20 protein-coding genes are annotated in these 21,045 nt (G+C 60.6%); 7 read left to right on the top strand and 13 right to left on the bottom strand.

The genetic code is table 11. The features are described 5' to 3' along the window. Nucleotide 1 precedes the first annotated feature (1 nt). The 7 genes from ACP7E6_RS01610 to trxB form a co-directional block, all read right to left on the bottom strand. On the bottom strand, nucleotides 2-946 hold the full coding sequence (locus ACP7E6_RS01610; RefSeq protein ID WP_426227296.1) for a lytic transglycosylase domain-containing protein: 945 nt from the start codon (nucleotides 944-946) through the stop codon (nucleotides 2-4). 64 nt (nucleotides 947-1,010) lie between these two features. After that, nucleotides 1,011-1,514, bottom strand: a complete 504-nt coding sequence (locus tag ACP7E6_RS01615; RefSeq protein ID WP_426227298.1) for a GNAT family N-acetyltransferase — start codon at nucleotides 1,512-1,514, stop codon at nucleotides 1,011-1,013. Between the two features lie 84 nt (nucleotides 1,515-1,598). Next, nucleotides 1,599-2,399 (bottom strand): aminoglycoside phosphotransferase family protein, encoded by an 801-nt coding sequence (locus ACP7E6_RS01620; protein WP_426228495.1) that lies wholly within the window; start codon nucleotides 2,397-2,399, stop codon nucleotides 1,599-1,601. A 280-nt stretch (nucleotides 2,400-2,679) separates the two neighbouring features. After that, the gene (locus ACP7E6_RS01625; protein WP_426227300.1) at nucleotides 2,680-3,804 is read right to left on the bottom strand and encodes an alkene reductase; all 1,125 of its coding nucleotides are present in this window, start codon (nucleotides 3,802-3,804) and stop codon (nucleotides 2,680-2,682) included. A gap of 68 nt (nucleotides 3,805-3,872) precedes the next feature. Then, on the bottom strand, nucleotides 3,873-4,166 hold the full coding sequence (locus ACP7E6_RS01630) for an ArsR/SmtB family transcription factor (RefSeq protein ID WP_426227301.1): 294 nt from the start codon (nucleotides 4,164-4,166) through the stop codon (nucleotides 3,873-3,875). 639 nt (nucleotides 4,167-4,805) lie between these two features. Next, nucleotides 4,806-5,702 (bottom strand): LysR family transcriptional regulator VtlR, encoded by an 897-nt coding sequence (locus ACP7E6_RS01635; protein WP_426227303.1) that lies wholly within the window; start codon nucleotides 5,700-5,702, stop codon nucleotides 4,806-4,808. Between the two features lie 113 nt (nucleotides 5,703-5,815). Next, entirely contained in the window at nucleotides 5,816-6,790 is a 975-nt protein-coding gene (trxB, locus tag ACP7E6_RS01640) for a thioredoxin-disulfide reductase (RefSeq protein WP_426122399.1), read from the bottom strand. A 218-nt stretch (nucleotides 6,791-7,008) separates the two neighbouring features. Between trxB and ACP7E6_RS01645 the strand changes: the two genes are divergently transcribed. Next, on the top strand, nucleotides 7,009-7,476 hold the full coding sequence (locus ACP7E6_RS01645) for an Lrp/AsnC family transcriptional regulator (RefSeq protein ID WP_113316992.1): 468 nt from the start codon (nucleotides 7,009-7,011) through the stop codon (nucleotides 7,474-7,476). A 62-nt stretch (nucleotides 7,477-7,538) separates the two neighbouring features. Here the strand turns inward: ACP7E6_RS01645 and ACP7E6_RS01650 are convergent, their stop codons facing one another. Together ACP7E6_RS01650 and ACP7E6_RS01655 are read right to left on the bottom strand one after the other, a co-directional pair. After that, nucleotides 7,539-8,471, bottom strand: a complete 933-nt coding sequence (locus ACP7E6_RS01650; RefSeq protein WP_426227305.1) for a hypothetical protein — start codon at nucleotides 8,469-8,471, stop codon at nucleotides 7,539-7,541. Between the two features lie 304 nt (nucleotides 8,472-8,775). After that, nucleotides 8,776-9,552 (bottom strand): glycosyltransferase family 25 protein, encoded by a 777-nt coding sequence (locus ACP7E6_RS01655; protein ID WP_426227307.1) that lies wholly within the window; start codon nucleotides 9,550-9,552, stop codon nucleotides 8,776-8,778. A 341-nt stretch (nucleotides 9,553-9,893) separates the two neighbouring features. Between ACP7E6_RS01655 and ACP7E6_RS01660 the strand changes: the two genes are divergently transcribed. Beyond that, nucleotides 9,894-10,916, top strand: a complete 1,023-nt coding sequence (locus tag ACP7E6_RS01660) for a glycosyltransferase (RefSeq protein ID WP_426227309.1) — start codon at nucleotides 9,894-9,896, stop codon at nucleotides 10,914-10,916. Here the strand turns inward: ACP7E6_RS01660 and ACP7E6_RS01665 are convergent. Together ACP7E6_RS01665 and greA are read right to left on the bottom strand one after the other, a co-directional pair. Further along, nucleotides 10,913-11,977, bottom strand: a complete 1,065-nt coding sequence (locus ACP7E6_RS01665) for a glycosyltransferase family 4 protein (protein ID WP_426228497.1) — start codon at nucleotides 11,975-11,977, stop codon at nucleotides 10,913-10,915. The genes ACP7E6_RS01660 and ACP7E6_RS01665 overlap by 4 nt on opposite strands. 86 nt (nucleotides 11,978-12,063) lie before the next feature. Next, nucleotides 12,064-12,540, bottom strand: a complete 477-nt coding sequence (gene greA / locus ACP7E6_RS01670; protein ID WP_037098620.1) for a transcription elongation factor GreA — start codon at nucleotides 12,538-12,540, stop codon at nucleotides 12,064-12,066. 249 nt (nucleotides 12,541-12,789) lie between these two features. Between greA and ACP7E6_RS01675 the strand changes: the two genes are divergently transcribed. Genes ACP7E6_RS01675 through ACP7E6_RS01685 form a run of 3 tightly spaced genes read left to right on the top strand, consistent with a single transcriptional unit; the run spans nucleotide 12,790 to nucleotide 14,455 of the window. Continuing rightward, nucleotides 12,790-13,098: a hypothetical protein gene (locus ACP7E6_RS01675; protein ID WP_426227312.1), complete on the top strand. Its 309-nt coding sequence runs from the start codon at nucleotides 12,790-12,792 to the stop codon at nucleotides 13,096-13,098. Further along, complete coding sequence (locus tag ACP7E6_RS01680) at nucleotides 13,098-13,454, top strand: hypothetical protein (RefSeq protein ID WP_426227314.1); 357 nt, start codon at nucleotides 13,098-13,100, stop codon at nucleotides 13,452-13,454. The genes ACP7E6_RS01675 and ACP7E6_RS01680 overlap by 1 nt, the downstream gene beginning before the upstream one ends. 20 nt (nucleotides 13,455-13,474) lie before the next feature. Beyond that, the gene (locus tag ACP7E6_RS01685; protein ID WP_426227315.1) at nucleotides 13,475-14,455 is read left to right on the top strand and encodes an SDR family oxidoreductase; all 981 of its coding nucleotides are present in this window, start codon (nucleotides 13,475-13,477) and stop codon (nucleotides 14,453-14,455) included. 10 nt (nucleotides 14,456-14,465) lie between these two features. Here ACP7E6_RS01685 and ACP7E6_RS01690 read toward each other — a convergent pair whose 3' ends face one another. Next, complete coding sequence (locus ACP7E6_RS01690; RefSeq protein WP_426227317.1) at nucleotides 14,466-15,083, bottom strand: TetR/AcrR family transcriptional regulator; 618 nt, start codon at nucleotides 15,081-15,083, stop codon at nucleotides 14,466-14,468. A 79-nt stretch (nucleotides 15,084-15,162) separates the two neighbouring features. On the opposite strand from ACP7E6_RS01690, the gene ACP7E6_RS01695 reads away from it, so the two are divergent. Together ACP7E6_RS01695 and ACP7E6_RS01700 are read left to right on the top strand one after the other, a co-directional pair. Then, nucleotides 15,163-15,780 carry an NAD(P)H-dependent oxidoreductase gene (locus ACP7E6_RS01695; protein ID WP_426227319.1) on the top strand — a complete coding sequence of 206 codons (618 nt, stop codon included), beginning with the start codon at nucleotides 15,163-15,165 and terminating at the stop codon, nucleotides 15,778-15,780. Between the two features lie 94 nt (nucleotides 15,781-15,874). Then, nucleotides 15,875-17,329: an MFS transporter gene (locus tag ACP7E6_RS01700; protein ID WP_426227320.1), complete on the top strand. Its 1,455-nt coding sequence runs from the start codon at nucleotides 15,875-15,877 to the stop codon at nucleotides 17,327-17,329. A 48-nt stretch (nucleotides 17,330-17,377) separates the two neighbouring features. Here ACP7E6_RS01700 and carB read toward each other — a convergent pair whose 3' ends face one another. After that, nucleotides 17,378-20,869, bottom strand: coding sequence for a carbamoyl-phosphate synthase large subunit (gene carB, locus ACP7E6_RS01705; protein ID WP_426227322.1), 3,492 nt, complete (start codon nucleotides 20,867-20,869; stop codon nucleotides 17,378-17,380). Nucleotides 20,870-21,045: the final 176 nt, after the last annotated feature.

Raw genomic sequence — 21,045 nt, forward strand, 5'->3', positions numbered from 1 at the left:
CCTAGTTCTTGAAGACGATGCAGGCGCCGCCGGTCTTGCGGATTTGCGTACACACGGCGTCGGCGTCGGCCCGCGTCTGGCGGCCGATCCGGGCGGTATAGCGCAGCCGGTTGCCAAAAGCCCGGTTGCGCTCACGCTGGATCAGTGGCTTCTCCGCATTGAGCGGCGAGGGCATGCGGCTGACTGTTGTCAGAAACAGGCGCTGCGCCACGCTCTTTTGAAAATGTGCCGATAGCTGCGCCCCCCAGGGTGCCCAGGTGCCTTCCCCTTCGAACGCCACGTCCTTGAGGCGCCGCTTGTCGGCAAGGGCGGTGCAGGCATCGTAGAAGGATTTGTCCTTGTCGAGCCTGAGATCGAGCGCCGCCGGCGGATTGTCCTTCCATTCCTCGATCGGATGGGCGGTGATGGCCAGCACATAGGCGCGGGTTTCAGAGGGCAGATTGCCAGTCTCAAGAAAGCTACTCAGCCCGCCTTCACCGGCATTGTAGGCAGCAGCGGCAAAGCCGAGATTGCCGAAACGGTCACGCAGCACATCGAGATATTCCGCCGATTTTTCCAGAGCCTCCAGCGCGTCGAAACTGTTGGTGAGGCCGCGCAGTTTGGCGGTCGAGGGAATGAATTGCGCGATGCCTTCGGCCCCCTTGGGGCTGACCGCATCCGGACGGAACAGGCTTTCCTTCCAGATCAGCCGCGCGAAGAAATCCGGCGGCAGTGCATTGGTTTCGGCGAAATGACCAAGTGCCGTGCAGATGTCGCGGCTATAGCTGCGCGCCCGCACGCAGAGTGTCGCAGTCCTGGTATTGGCTGAGTAAACGCAAGGCGGTGCGCGCCATTCCGGCTGCGCAAGGGCGATCGTGTTGTCCGAAAACGTTCCCAGGAACAAGGCGGGGGCAAACAGCGCTGCCAACCATGCCGCTCGTCCGTGTCGCCGTCTTTTGTGTTTCATACGCTCAGGGGCCATCCGTCTCGACGGTCCTTGATAACACTGTTTCACCGAGATCGGGAGCCGCTTACGGTTTTTCCGGCAGGGTCAGCTGCATGAAGGTGAGGTCCAGCCAGCGGCCGAACTTGGTGCCGACTTCCTTCATCTGGCCGGTGATCTCGAAGCCGAGCTTTTCGTGCAGGCGGATGGAGGCCGCATTGTTGGCCTCGATGCCAGCCACCATCACATGCTTGCCGCAGGCCGCAGCACGCTCGATCAGGGCCTGCATCAGGAGCTTGCCGATACCGCCGCCGCGCTGGTTCTTCTCGACATAGACCGAATGCTCGACCGTATGGCGATAACCGTCGAAGGCGCGCCAGTCGCCGAAGGAGGCATAACCGGCAATCGTGCCGTCATCGGTCACCGCCACCAGCACCGGATAGCCGAGACGCTTGCGCTCGGTGAACCAAGCGGCGCGGTTTTCGAGATCGACCTGCGTGTCGTTCCAGATCGCCGTCGTGTTCAGCACGGCATCGTTGTAGATGTCGCGGATGGCGGGCAGGTCGGTCTCTTCGGCGTCGCGCAGGTGCATCAGGGGTCTCCAGCAGTTTGCCGAAGCTCTAAGCCGCGAGATCGGTGTTGTACAGCCGGTAAATCAAGGATCGGCGGAAACTGTTCAGGCACTCTTGTTCAATTCCGCAGCGGCGATTTCGGCAACATGAAGAGCCGGCGCCGGATCGCCGCCGTACTCGAGAAACCAGGCGGCGGAAAGGCCCGCATAGGCGATGATCCAGCGCAGCAGCCGATCGGGCGCAAGGCCGGATTCCTTTGCCACGATGGGAAGCTGGCGGCGCAGTCTTGCGGGGTCCTTCGTCCTCGGCAGGTCCGGATTGCAGAACAGGTTGGCATAATCGTAGCCACGCTCGCCAAACAAGCCCTTCGGGTCGATCGCCAGAAAGCCCCGGTCTTCGAAATCGAGAATATTGCCGTGATGGATATCGCCATGCAGCACGCCGACTTCGCGGGGTTCTGCAAGCAGCGCTTTTGCGGCAGTGTCTGCGGTGTTGAACGAACCGCCATGGGTCGAGGATGCCGCGTCCAGTGCGCGGAACCATATATCGAGGGGCATAAGCTCGGGATAGGGTTTTGCAGGCGGCCTGTGCAGGGTTCGAATGGTCCCGCAGATGATCCGGCTTGCCACGTCGTCTTCGCCGTTCATCGCCATGGTCAGCAACGAGCGCTGGCCTTCAGCCCGCTCAAGCAGGATCGCATCCCCCTCCTGCGCATAAATTTTGGCGGCACCTTCGCCGTCCCACCATTGAATCAGCAGGCCGCCGCGTGTTTCCTCGGTGACTGTCGCAATCTTCAGCATCGCTGGCAGACCGCGCCAAAGGACGGGGAGGAGGTGGCTGGAATGCGTGACGATCGGCGCGCCGTCGGGCACGAGCGCCCATGCCTGGATGAAATGGTCGAACATTGCACGCCCCGTCACTCGATGGTTCCCCTGATTAGAGAAGCGGTGGTTCGCGTCCTCTTCTCCCCATCGGGGAGAAGGTGGCCCGCAGGGCGGATGAGGGGGCGGCTGGCTCCCAAATCGCGGAGGGCCCCTCATCGCCTCGTTTCACTCGGCACTTCTCCCCGCTGGGGAGAAGAGGCAGGAAACGTCACCCGCGAGGCATGCGGTACACCAGTTGGCGACGGAAATCACCCCCCGGCACTCACGTGCCGACCCTCCCCCTCAAGGGGAGGGTGGATGTTCAAGCGACCTGCTGTTCGAGCGCCGGATAGTCCGTGTAGCCCTTGGCACCGCCGCCGTAGAACGTCGCCTGGTCCGGTGTGTTGAGCGGCGCGTTGTTCTTCAGGCGCTCGACCAGATCCGGATTGGCGATGAACGGCTTTCCGAAGGCGACGAGGTCGGTCTTGCCGTCCTTGACGGCCTGGATGGCGAGCTCGCGGTCGTAGCCGTTGTTGGTCATCCACGCGGCCTTGCCGCCGGCCTTTTCATAGGCCTGGCGCAACGCCGTATAGTCGAACGGCTTGTCGCCCTGCTGGAAGTCGCGCGGACCGCCGGTCGCACCCTCGATGATGTGGATGTAGGACAGCTGGTACTTGGCCAATCCCTCGACGACATAGGTGAACAACGTCTGCGCATCCGGATCGGACGAGTCGTTGGCAGGTGTTACCGGCGAAATGCGGATGCCGGTGCGGCCTTCGCCGATTTCCTTGGTGATCGCATCGACGACCTCGAACAGGAAGCGGGCGCGATTTTCGATCGGGCCACCGTATTCGTCGGTGCGGACATTCGAACCCGACCGCAGGAACTGGTCGATCAGATAGCCGTTGCCGGCATGGATTTCGACACCGTCAAAACCCGCATCGATCGCCGCGCGGGCGGCCTTGCGGTAGTCTTCGATAATGCCCGGGATTTCGGAGAGTGCGAGCGCGCGCGGCTCGGAGGTTTCGGCGAACGTGCCGGTGCCGTCCTCATTGATCAGGTAGGTCTTCGACTTCGCCTGGATGGCGGATGCCGATACCGGCTTGCCGCCGTCCGGCTGCAGCGTGGTGTGCGAGATACGGCCGACATGCCACATCTGCACGACGATCTTGCCGCCGGCGTTGTGCACGGCTGAGGTCACCTGTTTCCAGCCGTCCAGCGCTTCCTTGGTGTAGAGGCCGGGAACATCAGCATAACCCTGGCCCTGATGGGTGATGGCGGTCGCTTCGGTGATCAGGAGACCGGCTGAGGCGCGCTGTTCGTAATAGGTGACGTTCAGCGTGTTCGGCACGGCGCCCGGCGAGCGGTTGCGGGTCAGGGGCGCCATCACGATGCGGTTGGCAAGCTCGATGTCGCCGATCTTGATCGGGTCGAAGAGGGAAGTCATGGGAAGTCCTTTTCGTTCGTTGCGGGAATGTTGTCTTGGGAGGATAAAACGTTGGGCAACGATGCCGGTCACAACGTGTTGCCGATGTCTTTCAGGAATGCCTCGATCGTGTCTTCGTTCCGCCGGTAGAAAATCCATTGGCCGACACGTTTGGTGGTGACGAGATCGGCACGCTGCAGGATCGACAGATGGCCGGAGACGGTCGATTGCGACAGGCCGCAGCGCTCGAACTGGCTGGCGCAGATGCCCATCTCCAGCGGATGATGCTGGCTGGAAAAGTGCACGTCCGGCTCCTTCATCCAGCCGAGCATCTCGATGCGCTTGGGATGCGCCAGGGCTTTCAAGATTTCGTCTTTGTCCATCGGTCTACTCTGTATCGCTAAATTCCGATATGGCGATAGGTATATCGGTCTTTTCCGATATTCAAATCACGTCTTTGTGAAGGGCATGTCGAGGGGAATTTGGACAAAAAAAGAGGGCCACTGGAGGACAGGGCCCTTTTAGATGTGAAGGTTGTAAAACCTCCAGAGGGGAACAGCTGCTGCGGTGGCACTGGGAGGAAAAAGACCACCATGTGCATCAGCTGAATTGGATGTGGGAAGGGTATTGGAAAAATTCAATGCCGCATGCCAAGAAAATATTGCAACCATAGGGATGTTGTTGAAATCTGGGCAAAAAAAGAGGGCCACAAGAAAAACTTGGGCCCTTTATAGTTATGAAGGTAATTAAACCTCCAGAGGGGAACAGCTGCTGCGGTGGCACTGGGAGGAAAAAGCCACCAAGATGCATCAGCTGCAGTCGGTATGATGGTTTTTTGGGCTGTTCGCAATCATTTAATATGCATGACAGCCATGTGCCGGACGCAGCCCTGCGCAATTTTAGGGCTATTTCAATATCTTGCGCTGCCTGCAAATATCAGGATGTGGCGAAAAACAAGCCAAAACAACAGTTTGTCTAGGGGAAGGGTGGAGTTCGTTTTTTGTGCAGGTGCGAAGGCCCTATCAGAAGGCCCAGTTGCGGGCCTTAGCGACGATGAAATCACGGAAGACTTTCAGCTTGGCAGCGTTCTTCATCTCGTCCGGATAGCAGAAATAGGTATCGAAGGATGGAATCTCGGCACCGATCGGAAGTTGAATCAAGCCCGGGTCGCGGCCGACGATGTAGTCCGGCATCATGGCGATGCCGATGCCGAGCAGGCAGGCGCGCTTGATCGAGGTCTGGCTGTTGATCTGCAGGTGGGAGGGGCGGGGATTGTCCGAATCCCGGCCGGCGATCTCCAGCCAGTTGACGTCGAGCAGATAGTTCGGTGCCGGTTCGCCAAAGGTGATGATCCGGTGGTTGTCGAGATCCTCGACCGACTGCGGCTCGCCAAACTTGTTGATGTAGGAGGGCGCCGCATAGACGTGCATGTGCACGGTAAACAGCTTGCGCTGGATGAGGTCGGACTGCTGCGGCTGGCGCAGCCGGATGGCGCAGTCGGCATGGCGCATGTTCACATCCAGTTCCTCGTTGTCGAGGATCAGCTGGACCTGCATATCGGGATAAAGCGCCAGGAATTCCTGCACCTTGTCGGTCAGCCAGCCCTGGCCGAGGCCGACCGTCGTGGTGATGCGCAGCTTGCCGGACGGCTTGTCGGTATTCTCGGTCAGCTGGACCTTGACGCTTTCCAGCTTCATCAGCACTTCATGGGCGGTGCGATAGAGGATTTCGCCCTGTTCGGTGAGGATCAGGCCGCGGGCATGGCGGTGAAACAGCTTGATGCCGACATCCTGCTCCAGAGAGCTCACCTGGCGGCTGATGGCCGATTGGGACAGGTGCAGCTTGTCGGCCGCATGGGTGAACGATCCCGCTTCCGCCGCCGCATGGAAAATGCGCAGTTTGTCCCAGTCTAGCGGCATGGTGTCCCCCAAAGGTGCTCGTGGCGGAAAACGGCCTGGTGTTTTCCGCCATAAGGCTGATTGTCTGTTCCCACTCAGGAGCGGCCTTTGACCGCTCCCATTCTTCGCGGCTTCTATTCGGCCGCAATTGCGACAGGCATATGGCCCGCCAGATATTTTTCAGCTTCAAGAGCGGCCATGCAGCCCATTCCGGCAGCGGTGATCGCCTGACGGTAGATATCGTCGGTCACATCGCCGGCCGCGTAGACACCAGCCACATCCGTGGCCGTCGAATCCGGCGCCGTCCAGAGATAGCCGTTCGGCTTCAGGCGCAGCTTGTCCTTGAATAGTTCGACCGCCGGCGCGTGGCCGATGGCCACGAACACGCCGTCGATCGGCATGTCGCTCGTTGCGCCCGTCCTGGTGTTGCGCAGCTTGACGCCGCTGACCGAGGCAGGCATCGGCGGCTTGGCGGCAGCACCGGTATATTCGGTCACTTCATGATCCCAGATGATCTTGACGTTCGGCTTGGCAAACAGCCGCTCCTGCAGGATCTTTTCGGCGCGGAAATGATCGCGGCGGTGCACCACCGTCACGGTCTTGGCGAGGTTGGACAGGTAGAGCGCTTCCTCGACGGCAGAATTGCCACCGCCCACGACGATCACGTCCTTGTTGCGATAGAAGAAGCCGTCGCAGGTGGCGCAGGCCGAAACCCCAAACCCCTGGAAGACCGGCTCGCTCTCGATGCCCAGCCACTTCGCCTTGGCACCGGTCGCGATGATCAAGACGTCGGCCGTCCAATCGGTGCCGCTGTCGGTCTTTAGCCGGAACGGGCGCACCGACATGTCGACATCGGTGACGAGGTCGTTGACGATTTCGGCGCCGACATGCTGCGCCTGCTTGAGCATCTGCTCCATCATCCACGGTCCCTGGACCGGATCGGCATAGCCCGGATAGTTCTCAACATCGGTGGTGATCATCAGCTGGCCGCCCTGTTCCATGCCGGCGATCAGAACCGGATTGAGCAGCGCACGCGCCGAATAGATGGCAGCGGTATAGCCGGCCGGGCCGGAGCCGATGATGAGAACTTTGGTGTGTCGGGCAGTCATGGTCCGGGTCCTGTCTTTCCCATGCATTCGCACGGATTATCCGTCGTCGGTGAAGCCTCCATTTATGAACGGAGGCCCTTCATATTCAAGTGCGGGTCCCACTTTACCAACAGTACATGCTGAGCGAGCGTACTTTTTTATCGCGAAAGCGAAATTTTCTTGCGAGTTAGGCCCGATTTCGGGCAGATAAGACCGACTCATTTGAACAAGGGGCGCACGTGTTTCGCACTGAACTGGATGCCATCGACATAAAGATCCTGCGTGAATTGCAGGGTGATGGGCGTATGACCAACGTCGAACTTGCGCAGAAGGTTGGAATCTCCGCGCCCCCGTGCCTGCGGCGCGTTCGCAAGCTGGAGGAGGGAGGCGTCATCAAGGGCTATCACGCCCTGCTCAACGCGCCTTCGCTCGGCTTCGATCTGGTGGCGTTCTGCATGGTCGGTTTGAAGCACCAGTCCGAAGCCGATCTCAAGGCTTTTGCGGCGGCGACGAATGCCTGGCCGCTTGTTCGCCAGGCTTGGATGGTTTCAGGCGAAAGCGATTTCCTGCTGCACTGCGTCTCGGAGAACCTGACCGTCTTTCAGGACTTCGTCATCGAGGTGCTGACCGCCAACGACCGCGTCGATACCGTCCGCACCATGCTGACGATCCGCCAGGTGAAAAGCGTCGGGCTGGTGGCGATTTGAGGAAACCGAAATCAGCGGCGAAATCTCACCCTGTTTCCAGCGAACAAACGCACAGGGCTGGCTTAGCGAAATCCTAGCCCGACCCGCGCGCTGGTTCGCAGGCTTCTCCACATTCTCGCCACCGCTGTTTTGCGGCGAGCAGCCGTCTTCAGCTGCCGAATGTGTGCTGCGTCGAGTTGCCGATGCTGTCGGGGGGCCCAAAGATACTCGATATCCTCGGCACTTGCGGTCCAGCGGTGCGGGATACAGTCATAGAAACGATAACGCTCATCATTTTCCGGCAGAAGATCGATATCCGGTCTCTGCTGCGGGTTGAGGATGCCGCAGAGCGGCACATGAATGACCTGCGCCTTTGACAGCCAGGCCGCAACCCAGGAAAACGTGCTGACGGCAACAGCGATCTGGTGGGACCGGCGCAGCACCTCGAAATCGATCAGAGCCCCACGGCTCTGTTGAAAGATCGAGCCCGCATACCGCTCCCGGAGCTTCTGCGAATAAAAATCATCGCCCAATTGCCCCATGAACACCGGCTTTGCGCCGGTTGTCTCGATAACCTGGTCGATGAACGACAGAGGCACAGGACCGTAGTCACGGTGTTTACGGTCGAGGATTTCAGCTCCGCGAACGTTGAAGACCACATATTCAGGCCCATACCCGGCGGCATCGACCGTCTCGGCGTTGAACACGGCCGCGTATCTTTCGTGGTGGCCGTAATTGCTCATCTGGAAGCCCAGGCCGTGCAGTTCGCAGTCGCGGATCTTTCCGGCACGGATCCAATGGGCCACCTGTGTGGCATCGATGTATTGGTGGCCCCGCAAGATCAAGGGTGAGGATGAAAAATCAGCGGGCACAGGTGCTTTGATGTTCCAGAAGGGAATATCGTGACCGAAGATTTCCAGTTCTCCGGCCCGATCGCGCACGCTGAGAGCAAACATGTACTGCAGCATCTGGTTGCCCATATTTCCCAACGGGCGGATATTCATTCGTGCAGTCATTTCGAATTATTCTCGATTTTTTGATATCGGTCTCCGCCTTACAAGAAGGCCGTCGGCAAATCCATGGAAACTCAACGACCCTCCGGCTGCTTACCGTAACTTCGGTTTTTTAAGTATATGTCCGATATAGACCCCAATGCCCCTTCCGCATCAGCACCGCCTGGAGTGCCGTAAAGCGGGTAATCTCGAGCGAAAACAATTTTCCGTTCGACTGCGTGTCAAAAAGCCCGTGATCGCGCAGGCCTCGTCGCCGAAGCACGAACCCGTCGAAACGGTGCGCAGCCACTTCCTGGCAGAGGCGTTGTCATCCCGCCCTCGGCCGAAATCGCCGCTTCTGGCGCCAGGCAATCAGTTTGTCCTGCATCAGGCGGTATTGTTTGGCCAGGCCGTAATACCATTTTCGCTTGTTGGTCTTTCTGCCGCGTCCAGCACTTGCAAGGATCTGGCTCGTCGCTTCGGTCGTTGTTACCGGCGGCGGCGTGAAGGAATAGCCGTGACCGGTGCGGGTCAGCCAATGGCGGAAATAATTGTCCACCGGCGCGAATATCTTGCGGTGCTGCTCGATGAACAGCCGCGCGCCTTCGCGCGACCAGACGATGGCGCTGGTGGTCATCGGGAAATAATGGGCCGCAACGAGTTCGCATCGATGCCCGCCGACCTCGTAGCGTGACAGCGGCGTGGCGATCTTCAGTTTGCTGTTGCCGACATTGATCAGCAGCCAATCAGGGTCGGTTGCGTCGAGATCGCCCAGCGCCTTTTCAAGCAGTTCTACCGGATTGCAGAGCGGCAGCGCGTCGTCTTCCAGAACCAGCGCATAGTGGGCGTCCGATTGCAGGAAGCGGGTGGCCACTTTCAAATGGCTGTGATAGCAGCCGATTTCGCCGCCGACCAAGCCTCGGCCCATGTAGCGCTCGGCATGCGCCTGGTCGTAATCCGCGACCGTCGAAAGGTCGAGGGGGCGGCCATCGACTGCCGGGATACGCTCGAAGGCGATGCCGAAAGCGGCCAGGCGGGCGCTGATGGCGTCCAGACGGTCATTGCTGCCGTCCAGATTGATGACATAGGTTTCAAGCGACTGCATTTTACCCTTTCCGGTGGAGAGAGGCCAGGCTGCCGGTGCACGCAACCGTCATCCGTTGATATCTCCCGGCGACGTCAGGACGTAATCCATGGCTTCTCCACTTGCAAGATCGCGGTGGAACAGTTGGTCACAGGGCGGATACCATCTGATCCAGGTCCCGGCGATGTCATTGCTGCAACATGCGCGCGGAGTTTGACCTGCGGCAGCGCAAGCAAGTTTTCCAGTGCAGCAGAGGCGTTGCACTTGTGTTGGTGCCCCAAGCGTAACATAAAGACGAAATTGCCTGCAGACACGGATTGCGTGTCGCAACGGGCGCGAAACACAATGCGGGATTAACACCAATGCGGGTTCATCAGTATATTTTCGGCAAGGATGGCGGGGCGGAGAAATTCTTTGTCCATCTGGTCGGAGCCTTGGCACGGCGCGGCGTCGAGCAGACCGCCGTCATGCGCTGGAACCGCAGATGGCGCGAGGATGTCGAACCGCATGCGCGGGTAATCCAGAGCAATTTCCGCAATCTTTCGGTCGATCGCCTGCTCTTGCCGATGAAGGTTCTGTCGATGGCGCGGCGCGACAAGGTGGATGCGATCATTTCCTGGTCGACCCGCGGCGCCCGGCTGATGCCCGCCTATAATGGTGCGATCAAACTGTCGCGGCTCGGCGACTATCCGACCCATCTCGGCTATTTCAAGAATACCGACATCCTAGTGTGCAACACGCCCGGCATCGGCGATCACGTGCGCAGGCTCGGCTGGACGCGCGGCGTCGAGGTGATCTCGAACTTTACCGACACGACGCCTGTCGCGCCGGTCGACCGCGCCTCCGTCAATACGCCCGAAGGCGTACCTGTTGTAATGACCATGGGGCGTTTCGTCCTGCGCAAGCGCTTTCACCTGCTGATCAAGGCCATGGCGGCGGTCCCGGACGCGTTTTTGTGGATCGCTGGCGACGGCGAAGAACGCAGTGCAATCGAGGCGGTCATCCGCGAGCACAAGATGGAAAACCGCGTGCGCCTGCTCGGTTGGCACAAGGACACACGACCCTTTGTTGCCGCAGCCGATATCTTCGTCATGCCGTCCAGCCATGAGCCGCTGGGCAACGTCATTTTCGAAGCCTGGGCACAGAAAAAGCCGGTCATTTCCTCACGTTCGGAAGGCCCGTCCTGGTTTGTCCGCGACGGCGAAAATGGCCTGCTGGTCGATATCGATGACGTCGCCGGCTACACGCGTGCGATCAACCAGCTGATCGCTCAGCCGCAGCTGGCTGCCAGCATTGCCGAAGCCGGCCGCAACACGCTGGTCGGCCAGTTCTCCGAAGAGGCCGTGGCCAACGCCTATATCGATCTGTTCAAGCGCAAGCCCTAGTTCGCGGACGACAGAAGTTTTTCGTAGATTTCACCGATTGTTGTTGCTTCGCGTTCGATGCTGAAGCTGGTGATCGCGCGGGAAAGCCCGTGTGCGCCAGCATGCTTTGTCCGTTCCGGATCATCCATGAACAAGGCGGCAGCTTCAGTCATTTCCGCCAGAGACCCGGCAGGGATCAGGATGCCGGTTTCGTCCTTGCCCGTGGCGAGCAGTTCGGAAAATGCCCCGACATCGGTCGCCACGACCGGTACCTGCGTTGCCATCGCCTCTAAGGGGGTAAGGCCAAAGCCTTCCCAGCGCTGGGGTGCGATAAACAGGTCGAGCGCCCGGTACCAGTCGGGAATGTTGGTATGCTCGCCGACAAACAGGATCCGTTCGCCAAGGCCGGCAGCTTTGACCTTTTCCTTCAGTTCCGTCTCGAACGCCTGATGCGCTGGCGTGGCGCGGCCGGCGACGATGGCAATCCAGTCCGGCCGCTGGGGCAGGAGGCCGATCATGCTGTCGACGAAAAGGTCGGTGCCCTTTTGATGGCGCACGCGGCCGAAGCAGCCGGCAATTTTCCTGTCTGCGGGAAGGCTGACCGCCGTCTTTGCTGCGGCCTTGTCTGCCGCCGGAAAGAAGCGCTGCGTGTCGATGCCGTGCATGATCGTCGTGCTCGGTACCTCCAGATAGGCGGCGGTGCGATTGCTGGTGGCAATCACGGCGTCCATCCGGCTGACGAGGAATTTCGTCCAGCCGGAATGCTTGCGCTGCGAGGCGGAGGTGAAGACGATCTTCAACTTCATCCTCAAGATGTCGCGCATAAAGATCGCCGGCAGCATTTCGATGTTGCGGCGGGCATGCCAGACGCGCAGCGCCCGGTGGTTCGGGCGGCGCCAAAGGCGAAAAAGCGATAAATAGCCGATATGCGGCAGGCTTTCCGGCAGGCCGGGGCCAAGCGTTGCGACCTTCTGGCCAAGCGCCCGCTGCACCGGGATCAGCTGGATGATGGTTGACGTCACGCCGGAAAGGCGGCGCTTGAAATTCGGCGCAATGATCTCGACGTCGCTGATATCTTCCACTTGCCAGCCCTTGTTCGTCATCTAACGGAAAAAGCCCGGAGGCAGCCTTGCGCGCCGTCCGGGCTTTTCAATGCACTTGCCGGGGATCAGCCCCAGTTGATCGCGAGGATTTCGTAGGCTTTCGAGCCGCCAGGCGCAACAACCTCGATCGAATCGCCGACTTCCTTGCCGATCAGCGCGCGGGCGATCGGGGAGGAGATCGAGATGCGGCCCTGCTTCACGTCGGCTTCCTGGTCGCCGACGATCTGGTAGGTCTTGTTCTCTTCGGTGTCCTCGTCGATCAGCTTGACGGTGGCGCCGAACTTGATCTTGGAACCGGACATCTTCGACAGGTCGATGACTTCGGCGCGTGCGACGTAGTCCTCGACTTCGCCGATACGGCCTTCATTGTGGCTCTGGGCTTCCTTGGCCGCATGATATTCGGCGTTTTCCGAAAGGTCGCCATGGGCGCGCGCTTCGGAAATCGCTTCGATGATCCGCGGGCGCTCTTCCTGCTGACGCCAACGCAGCTCTTCCTGCAACTTGGCGAATCCGCTTTGAGTCATCGGTACTTTTTCGACCATTTCACTGTCCTTCATAGTCCATGCGGTGCCCGCTCAGGCAGGCTTCAGCACAAAAGAAAACGGTCACCGGAGCGTTAACTCCGGAACCGTCGGAAACATTTGAACATCGCTTATAGCAGAAAGCGGAGTGCAAAAGCCAGATTAATCGCATGCGGACCTGCGCCGTCAGACGCCGATGCCGCACCGGAAACGGTTCAACGGAACAATTCATGGCAGCGCCCGTTGGTTCCTCAAGACGAGGACGAGACCATGCAGAACCTATCACCCGAACAGCTTGAAGGGCGGCTCAATGCCCATCGAAAGCTCTTGCTCGCCCTGACTGCATTTGTCGCAGGCGGCGTCGAGGGCAGGGCGTTTCTGGAGCGTTTGCGGCGCGATGCCGAAACCGTTTCCGATCACGAGGAAGATCCAGGAGTGGAGCCCAACGGCAGTTTTGCAACCCAGCGGATCGCTGACGACGAGATCGAATCGATTGTCGCCGCCGCGCTTTTGCGGGTGCAGGCCGTTGAACGTCAGGAACAGGCGCGCACCGCCACCGCGCCGGAAAGCGAGACTTGATGAAGCAGGAAAACCGTCGCCCACAGGACAGACTGAAGCTTTACCGGCTGGTTCCCGTTGCAAAGGCCGGTGACCCCACTTGGGACGGCGCCGAAAATCCGGGTGAGATCATCGTACGTGCATTCTCGGCGCCCGACGCCCGCGTCGCGGCGGGGGAAGCAGGCTCCGATGTTACCCAGATCGATGCATCCCCCACCGACGCCAATGCCAGCCGCGACGCCAGCGCCTTTTGCAACGAGCGGCTCTATGCCGTTGTCGAGATGCTGGACCATCTGGGCATTGCGGCAGCCGGCCCGCGTGGTGTCGTCGAGGGCATCGTTTTGGTTGGTACGGCCAATCCAACGCTGATGTCATAGAAGAACCAAGGAGAGAAACCATGGCCGAACGGCTCGATACAGCCGCCCTCACGGCGGAAAAGCAGCGCGATATCCAAGACGAGGTCGCCAATGCCGATGCCAGGAACAAGGAGAATAAGCCTTCCAAGCCGAAAGCCATGCAAGCCGGTGCGCGGGTTTATCCGGTGCCGCCGTTTCCCAAACAGCATCAACCCAAGCCGGGTGCCGAACACAAGCTCGAACCCGCACCGCTTTATGAAGCGCCCTATTACAAGGGCTCCGGCAAACTCGAAGGCAAGGTGGCATTGATCACCGGCGGCGACAGCGGCATCGGCCGTGCGGTGGCGGTGCTGTTTGCCCGCGAAGGGGCCGACGTGGCGATCCTTCACCTAGCCGAAGGCAAGGATGCCGACGATACGGTCAAGGCGATCGAGGCGGAAGGGCGCAAAGCCATGACCTTTTCCGGGGACGTAAAAGACCGGGCTTTCTGCCAAAAGGCGGTTGCGGCAGTCGTCGAAGTTTTTGGAAAGCTCGATATCCTCGTCAACAACGCGGCTTTCCAGGTTCACACCGCTGATCTGCTTGACCTAACGGAAGAGCATTTCGATGAGACGCTGAAGACCAATCTCTACGGCTATTTCTTCATGGCGCAGGCGGCTGTGCCGCACATGAAAGAGGGCAGTGCGATCGTCAATACCGGGTCGGTGACCGGCATTCAGGGCAGCAAGCAGCTGGTCGATTACTCAATGACCAAGGGTGGCATTCATGCCTTTACCAAGGCACTGTCCGGCCAGCTCATCGATAAAGGCATCCGCGTCAACGCCGTGGCCCCCGGCCCCGTGTGGACGCCGCTCAATCCTTCCGACAAGGAGGCAGACGATGTCGCCACCTTCGGTGCCGATACGCCGATGAAGCGTCCCGCGCAGCCGGAAGAAATTGCCCCGGCCTACGTTTTCCTGGCATCGCCGCAATGCTCCAGCTACATCACCGGCGAAGTGCTGCCGATCATCGGCGGATATTGAGCGACGCAGGCTATGGTTTGCTGTTGCGGCCAACCATCGACAGGATGATCTGGTAAAGTTCTCCCTCGGCCTGACCGGCGGTGATGTCGCCGGTCACGGCGGCATAGGACAGGGCTTCGGCGGCCCCGAGCATTCCCCAGAGACCGGCTGACGCGATCGTGCCGGCACCGGCAAAGGGAGCGAGTGCCGTCCGGCATTTTTGTGTGAAAGCCGTCTCATAGTCCCGCTTGATCTTTTCCAGTTCCGGCGAGCCGGCCAAAGCTGCGCTGACGCCGGGAATTTCACGGCCCTGCCGAAGCACGCATTCGATATAGGAGGAAGCAATCACCCCTGCCTTGCCGGCAAGGGTCGGCTCGCTGTCCTCAAGCGCCTTGTCCATCAGCGCCGTCTGGCGCGTGTCGTATTCGCGGTAGAGCATCGCCAGCAGTCCCGGCCGCGTGTTAAAATGGTCGTAAACCACGGGCTTCGTCACGCCCGCCTGCTCGGCAAGGTAGCCAAGCGTCAGCGCCTCCGTCCCCTCCGTGCGGACCACCCGCCATGCGACATCCAGCAGTTGCCGAAGCCGTTCCTCGCGCGACAGGCGGCGGCGGGTGGAGGGGATTTGATCGGTGTGTTCCATGCTTGACATCGCTATATACTAAAAGTAACTTACTAAAAGTATATAAGCTGCGGCTCTCATCCGCAATGGCCAAGCAGGAGTTTTCGACATGCACGCACTCATCGTTGTCGCCCATCCCGATCAGGGTTCACTCACCCATAGCGTCGCACGGCATCTCGCCGGGGGGATAGCCCAGCCAGGTGAAGCGCATTCCTTCGAAATCGCCGATCTTTCGGCCGAAGGTTTTGATCCCGGTTTCAAGCTAGCCGATCTCGCTGCTCACCGCCGGGGGGCGCCTATTCCGTCAGATGTTGCCGCCGAACAGGCACGGATCGATCGGGCCGATGCTCTTGCGCTTGTGTATCCCGTCTACTGGTGGTCGATGCCGGGGCTTCTCAAGGGATGGATCGATCGGGTCTTTTCCAACGGCTGGGCCTATGACGACAGCCAGGGCGGCAAAATTGTCAAGAAGCTGGGTCACCTGAATGTGCATCTCGTGGGTATCGGTGGTGCCGACGCGAGAACCTATGCGCGACGTGGTTACGACGCCGCCATGAAGACCCAGATCGACCACGGTATTTTTGACTATTGTGGCGCACCGGTGGTGGCATCCGAACTCCTGCTCGGATCGGAGGCCGCAGAGGTTTCGGTGCATCTGGAGACCGCGCGCAGTATTGGCCGTGATCTTTTCAGGGCGTCGTCAAGCCAGGTGACAGAGATCGCCTGACGGCGTGAAAAATCGCTGGCGATCGAAAAATAGGGCTTTACCTCAACAGCGCTTGAGGTTGTAACAGTCACGCTTTCTGACTGGAGACGGAAGCATGACGACTGACAATATACCCTACACCGAAGAGCCGGCGAGCGGCATACCCGCGGAACTTGCCGGAGGATGGGGCGAGCTGATGCGGCCGCGTTATCTCGTATCGACGATAACGCTCTGCCTCGGCGTCGCCCTGTTCGCCTTCAACGAGTTCTTCATCTCCACGGCCTTGCCGACGGCCGTCGAGGAGCTCGGCGGCGCGTCCCTTCTGTCCTGGGCCTTCACCCTCTATCTGGTGTTTGCGATCATCGGCGGCCTTGTCTCTGCCAATCTGAAGCAGCGGTTCGGCGCCAGGAACACGCTGCTTGCCGCCGCCGTCGTCTTCATCGCCGGCACTATCCTTGCGACCTTCGCCACCGATATGTCCCAAGTCTTGGCCGGACGGCTGCTGCAGGGAGCGGGCGAGGGCGTGGTTGCAGCGCTGTGCTATGCGTTGATCCCCGAGCTTTTCCCCTCGCGTCTTGTGCCGAAAGTGTTTGGCGCCGAAGCAATTGTCTGGGCCATGGCGGCGTTTTCCGGACCGCTGGTTGCGGGTGGATTGACCGAGCATTTCTCCTGGCGCGCCGCCTTCTTCGTCAGCATTCCGGCTGCGGCGATTTTCATCATCCTCGTTCTCGCCATCGTCCCGCGTGGCGTCTCCGGCTCGGAGCAGGCGTCAAGCATTCCTTTCGCGCGCCTGATTGCGGCCGGGGCAGGCATCCTGATGATTTCGCTGTCCGGTATTGCCGGTGGCACCCTGCCGATGGCTGCCCTGCTAACCGGCGCGGCGGTGGTTCTGGTCACCGTCGTTCACCTCGACCGGCGCTCGCCCAATCCGGTCCTACCAAGGGCAGCCTTTACCGTCCGCAAGGCGCTCGGCACGGGATTGTGGGTGATCCTTTTGATGCCGCTGGCGCAGGCGGCGGGCTCGGTCTTCCTCGTCTACAGCCTGCAGCATCTCTGGCACCTCGGGCCGACTGCAGCCGGTGCGCTCAGCGCCGTCATGGCGATATCCTGGAGCCTGTCTGCCATCGGCGTCGCCAGCCTGCGGTCACTGGCATTGCGCAACCGGATCATGCTGCTTGGCCCGGTGCTGCTGCTGATCGGGCTTGGCGCGGTGGTGATCGCCATCGCCACAGACATGCTCTGGCTCGTGCTGCCGGGACAGGCGATGATCGGCGCCGGGTTCGGCATCTCCTGGGGAACGCTTAGCCAGCTGATGATGGACGTCTCCACCGACAACGAACGCGACCGCACATCGGCCATGCTGCCGACCCTGCAATCGGCCGGCTACGCGATCGGCGCTGCGGTCTTCGGTCTTGTGGCCAATGTCATGGGTTTTGGCGCGGCTGCGTCCGCTGAAACCATGCGCCACGCCATGCTGCTGGTCTTCGGCAGCGGCTGCGTCATCGCCGCCGTGTCGGTTTTCTTCGCGATGCGGACGGCCGGGCTGGCGCGCAGTCAGCAGACGGTTTGAGATCGGGTAAAAGAGAAGCGGCGCCCTTTCGGGCGCCGCTCACGTTTATCAATCCTGGAAATAGCTCTGCAGCGTGCGCACTTCCAGGCTTCCGGCCTTCAGGGCCTTGATCGCCCGGGCAGCCGCTTCGGCACCCGCCATCGTGGTGTAATACGGCACCTTCTGCATCAGCGTCGCGCGGCGCAGCGACTTCGAATCCGAGATCGCCTTGTTACTGTCCGTCGTGTTGATGACGAGATGGACCTGGCGGTTGCGGATGGCGTCCTCGATATGCGGCCGGCCTTCCTGGACCTTGTTGATCTTGGTGGCGGTGATGCCGTTTTCGCCGAGGAAGCGGGCCGTGCCGCCGGTCGCCAGCACCTTGAAACCGATTTCGGTCAAATGACGGATGGCGGGCAGGACGCGTTCCTTGTCCTCGTCGCGCACCGACACGAACACCGTGCCTTCGCGCGGCAGATCGACGCCGGCGCCGAGCTGGGCTTTGGCGAAGGCCAGCGCGAAATCGGTGTCGAGGCCGATGACTTCGCCGGTCGAGCGCATTTCCGGGCCCAGCAGGATATCGACGCCGGGGAAGCGAGCGAACGGGAACACGGCTTCCTTGACGGCGATATGGTTCAGCTTGCGCGGATCCGGCTTCTTGCCATAGGCGGCAATCGCGTCGTCGAGCTTTTCGCCGGCCATGATGCGGGCGGCGATCTTGGCGATCGGCGCGCCGATGGTTTTTGCCACGAACGGCACCGTGCGCGAAGCGCGCGGATTGACTTCGAGCACGTAGATCGTGCCGTCCTTGATGGCGAACTGCACGTTCATCAGGCCGCCGACCTTCAAGGCCTTGGCCATCGCCTTGGTCTGGCGTTCCAGTTCATCGACGATCTCGTCGGACAGCGTGTAAACCGGCAGCGAGCAGGCACTGTCGCCGGAGTGAATGCCGGCTTCCTCGATATGCTCCATGATACCGGAGACGAACACCGTCTCGCCATCGGAGAGTGCATCGACATCGACCTCGACGGCATTGGTCAGGTAGCTGTCGAACAGAAGCGGGTTCTTGCCGAGCAGGGTGTTGATCTGGCCGGTCTTGTCGTTCGGGTAACGCTGCTTGATGTCTTCCGGCACGAGGCCCGGAACGGTGTCGAGCAGATAGGTCTGCAGCATCGATTCCGAATGGATGATCTGCATGGCGCGGCCACCCAGAACATAGGACGGGCGCACGACCAGCGGGAAGCCGATTTCCGAGGCCACGAGGCGGGCCTGTTCGACCGAATAAGCGATGCCGTTGTTCGGCTGGTTGAGGTCGAGCTTCATCAGAAGCTTCTGGAAGCGGTCGCGGTCCTCGGCCAGATCGATCATGTCCGGTGCTGTGCCGAGGATCGGGATGCCGTTCTTTTCCAGCGCTTCGGCAAGCTTCAGCGGCGTCTGGCCGCCGAACTGGACGATGACGCCGTGCAGCACGCCGTTTTCCTGCTCGGCCCGCAGGATTTCGATCACGTCTTCGGCCGTCAGCGGCTCGAAATACAGCCGGTCCGACGTGTCGTAGTCGGTCGATACTGTTTCCGGGTTGCAGTTGATCATGATCGCTTCGTAGCCGGCATCCTTCAGCGCGAAGGCGGCATGGCAGCAGCAATAGTCGAACTCGATGCCCTGGCCGATGCGGTTCGGACCGCCGCCGAGGATGACGACCTTCTTGCGGTCGGAAATCTGCGCTTCCGAGCGTGCTTGCCCATCAAACGGCGTCTCGTAGGTCGAGTACATGTAGGCGGTCGGCGAGGCGAATTCGGCAGCGCAGGTATCGATGCGCTTGTAGACCGGGCGAACGTTCAGCCGGTTGCGCAGCTCGGCGACTTCCTTCGGGCGGCTCTTGGAGAGCGTCGCGAGGCGTGCGTCGGAAAAGCCCATGGCCTTCAGCATGCGCAGGTTTTCAGCGTCATCCGGCAGGCCGTGCTCGCGCACGCGGGCTTCCATGTCGACGATCGCCTTGAACTGGGCAATGAACCAGGGATCGATCTTCGAGCCGTCATGCACGTCGGCTTCCGACATGCCCATGCGCAGCGCCTGGGCAACCATGCGCAGCCGGTCCGGCGTCGGCGTGCCGATGGCGGCGCGGATGGCATTGTGGTTGTCGCCGGTGTCTTCGAGGCCGGGGATTTCGATTTCGTCGAGACCGGTGAGGCCGGTTTCGAGACCGCGCAGCGCCTTCTGCAGCGATTCGGCAAAGGTGCGGCCAATCGCCATGACTTCGCCGACCGACTTCATCGCGGTCGTCAGCGTCGTGCCGGCGCCGGGGAATTTTTCAAAGGCAAAGCGCGGGATCTTGGTGACGACATAGTCGATCGACGGTTCGAACGAGGCAGGCGTCGCACCGCCGGTAATGTCGTTGTCGAGTTCGTCGAGCGTGTAACCGACCGCGAGCTTGGCGGCGATCTTGGCGATCGGGAAGCCGGTGGCCTTCGACGCGAGAGCAGACGAGCGCGACACGCGCGGGTTCATCTCGATGACGACCAAGCGGCCGTCCTTCGGGTTGACGGCGAACTGCACGTTCGAGCCGCCGGTTTCGACGCCGATCTCGCGCAGGACCGCGATCGAGGCGTTGCGCATGATCTGGTATTCTTTGTCGGTCAGCGTCAGGGCAGGGGCAACCGTGATTGAATCGCCAGTGTGCACGCCCATCGGGTCGATGTTCTCGATCGAGCAGATGATGATGCAGTTGTCCGCCGTGTCGCGGACCACTTCCATCTCGTATTCCTTCCAGCCGAGCACCGATTCTTCGATCAGCACTTCGGTGGTCGGCGAGGCGTCGAGGCCGGAGCCGATGATCTCGAAGAATTCCGAGCGGTTATAGGCAATGCCGCCGCCGGTGCCGCCCATGGTGAAGGACGGTCGGATGATTGCCGGCAAACCAATGGTGTCAAGCGCCTGCGCACCGATCGCCATGGCATGGCTCATGTAGCGCTGTTTGCGGTCGGTCTCGCCGAGGTTCCAGGTGTTTTCCAGATCGTCGAGCGCCTTGTCGAGGGCGGCGCCGGAAAGCTGCGCCTTCAGCTTGTCGCGCTCAGTGACGTGCAGCTTGCGATCGACATCCTTGATCTCGGTGGCATTGGCCAGCAGCGATTTTGGAGTTTCCAGCCCGATGCGCGACATCGCTTCGCGAAACAGCGCGCGGTCTTCGGCCATGTCGATGGCTTCGGGCTTGGCGCCGATCATCTCGACATTGTAGCGGTCGAGAACGCCCATGCGCTTCAGGGACAATGCCGTGTTCAGCGCCGTCTGGCCGCCCATGGTCGGTAGAAGCGCGTCGGGGCGTTCCTTGGCAATGATCTTGGCGACGACTTCCGGGGTGATCGGCTCGACATAGGTCGCATCCGCCATGTCCGGGTCGGTCATGATGGTGGCCGGATTGGAGTTGACCAGAATGACCCGGTAACCTTCCTCTCGCAGCGCCTTGCAGGCCTGTGTGCCGGAATAGTCGAACTCGCAGGCCTGTCCAATGACGATCGGCCCCGCACCGATGATGAGGATCGATTTGATGTCTTGGCGCTTTGGCATGGTCTCTATCCGCTTTTTCCGGCTGCGCAAAAAACCGGCCAGGGTGGGAGATCACCGGTCGGGGCGCGCAGGCTTGGTCTTTTCAGGCTAGAAGCGGCTTATAGGGAAATGTGGCGCCAAGCGAAACCCCGAAAATGCGGGAATCGACAGGAAAGTTCGCGGTTTTACCTGCCATA

This window comes from Pararhizobium sp. DWP3-4 (assembly GCF_049898205.1).
Lineage (GTDB): Bacteria > Pseudomonadota > Alphaproteobacteria > Rhizobiales > Rhizobiaceae > Pararhizobium.

Excerpts from the sequence above, each read along its gene's own strand:
- ACP7E6_RS01610 (WP_426227296.1), bottom strand. The coding sequence starts at position 946 with ATGAAACACAAAAGACGGCGACACGGACGAGCGGCATGGTTGGCAGCG.
- ACP7E6_RS01615 (WP_426227298.1), bottom strand. The coding sequence starts at position 1,514 with ATGCACCTGCGCGACGCCGAAGAGACCGACCTGCCCGCCATCCGCGAC.
- ACP7E6_RS01620 (WP_426228495.1), bottom strand. The coding sequence starts at position 2,399 with ATGTTCGACCATTTCATCCAGGCATGGGCGCTCGTGCCCGACGGCGCG.
- ACP7E6_RS01625 (WP_426227300.1), bottom strand. The coding sequence starts at position 3,804 with ATGACTTCCCTCTTCGACCCGATCAAGATCGGCGACATCGAGCTTGCC.
- ACP7E6_RS01630 (WP_426227301.1), bottom strand. The coding sequence starts at position 4,166 with ATGGACAAAGACGAAATCTTGAAAGCCCTGGCGCATCCCAAGCGCATC.
- ACP7E6_RS01635 (WP_426227303.1), bottom strand. The coding sequence starts at position 5,702 with ATGCCGCTAGACTGGGACAAACTGCGCATTTTCCATGCGGCGGCGGAA.
- trxB (WP_426122399.1), bottom strand. The coding sequence starts at position 6,790 with ATGACTGCCCGACACACCAAAGTTCTCATCATCGGCTCCGGCCCGGCC.
- ACP7E6_RS01650 (WP_426227305.1), bottom strand. The coding sequence starts at position 8,471 with ATGACTGCACGAATGAATATCCGCCCGTTGGGAAATATGGGCAACCAG.
- ACP7E6_RS01655 (WP_426227307.1), bottom strand. The coding sequence starts at position 9,552 with ATGCAGTCGCTTGAAACCTATGTCATCAATCTGGACGGCAGCAATGAC.
- ACP7E6_RS01660 (WP_426227309.1), top strand. The coding sequence starts at position 9,894 with ATGCGGGTTCATCAGTATATTTTCGGCAAGGATGGCGGGGCGGAGAAA.
- greA (WP_037098620.1), bottom strand. The coding sequence starts at position 12,540 with ATGGTCGAAAAAGTACCGATGACTCAAAGCGGATTCGCCAAGTTGCAG.
- ACP7E6_RS01675 (WP_426227312.1), top strand. The coding sequence starts at position 12,790 with ATGCAGAACCTATCACCCGAACAGCTTGAAGGGCGGCTCAATGCCCAT.
- ACP7E6_RS01680 (WP_426227314.1), top strand. The coding sequence starts at position 13,098 with ATGAAGCAGGAAAACCGTCGCCCACAGGACAGACTGAAGCTTTACCGG.
- ACP7E6_RS01685 (WP_426227315.1), top strand. The coding sequence starts at position 13,475 with ATGGCCGAACGGCTCGATACAGCCGCCCTCACGGCGGAAAAGCAGCGC.
- ACP7E6_RS01690 (WP_426227317.1), bottom strand. The coding sequence starts at position 15,083 with ATGTCAAGCATGGAACACACCGATCAAATCCCCTCCACCCGCCGCCGC.
- ACP7E6_RS01695 (WP_426227319.1), top strand. The coding sequence starts at position 15,163 with ATGCACGCACTCATCGTTGTCGCCCATCCCGATCAGGGTTCACTCACC.
- ACP7E6_RS01700 (WP_426227320.1), top strand. The coding sequence starts at position 15,875 with ATGACGACTGACAATATACCCTACACCGAAGAGCCGGCGAGCGGCATA.
- carB (WP_426227322.1), bottom strand. The coding sequence starts at position 20,869 with ATGCCAAAGCGCCAAGACATCAAATCGATCCTCATCATCGGTGCGGGG.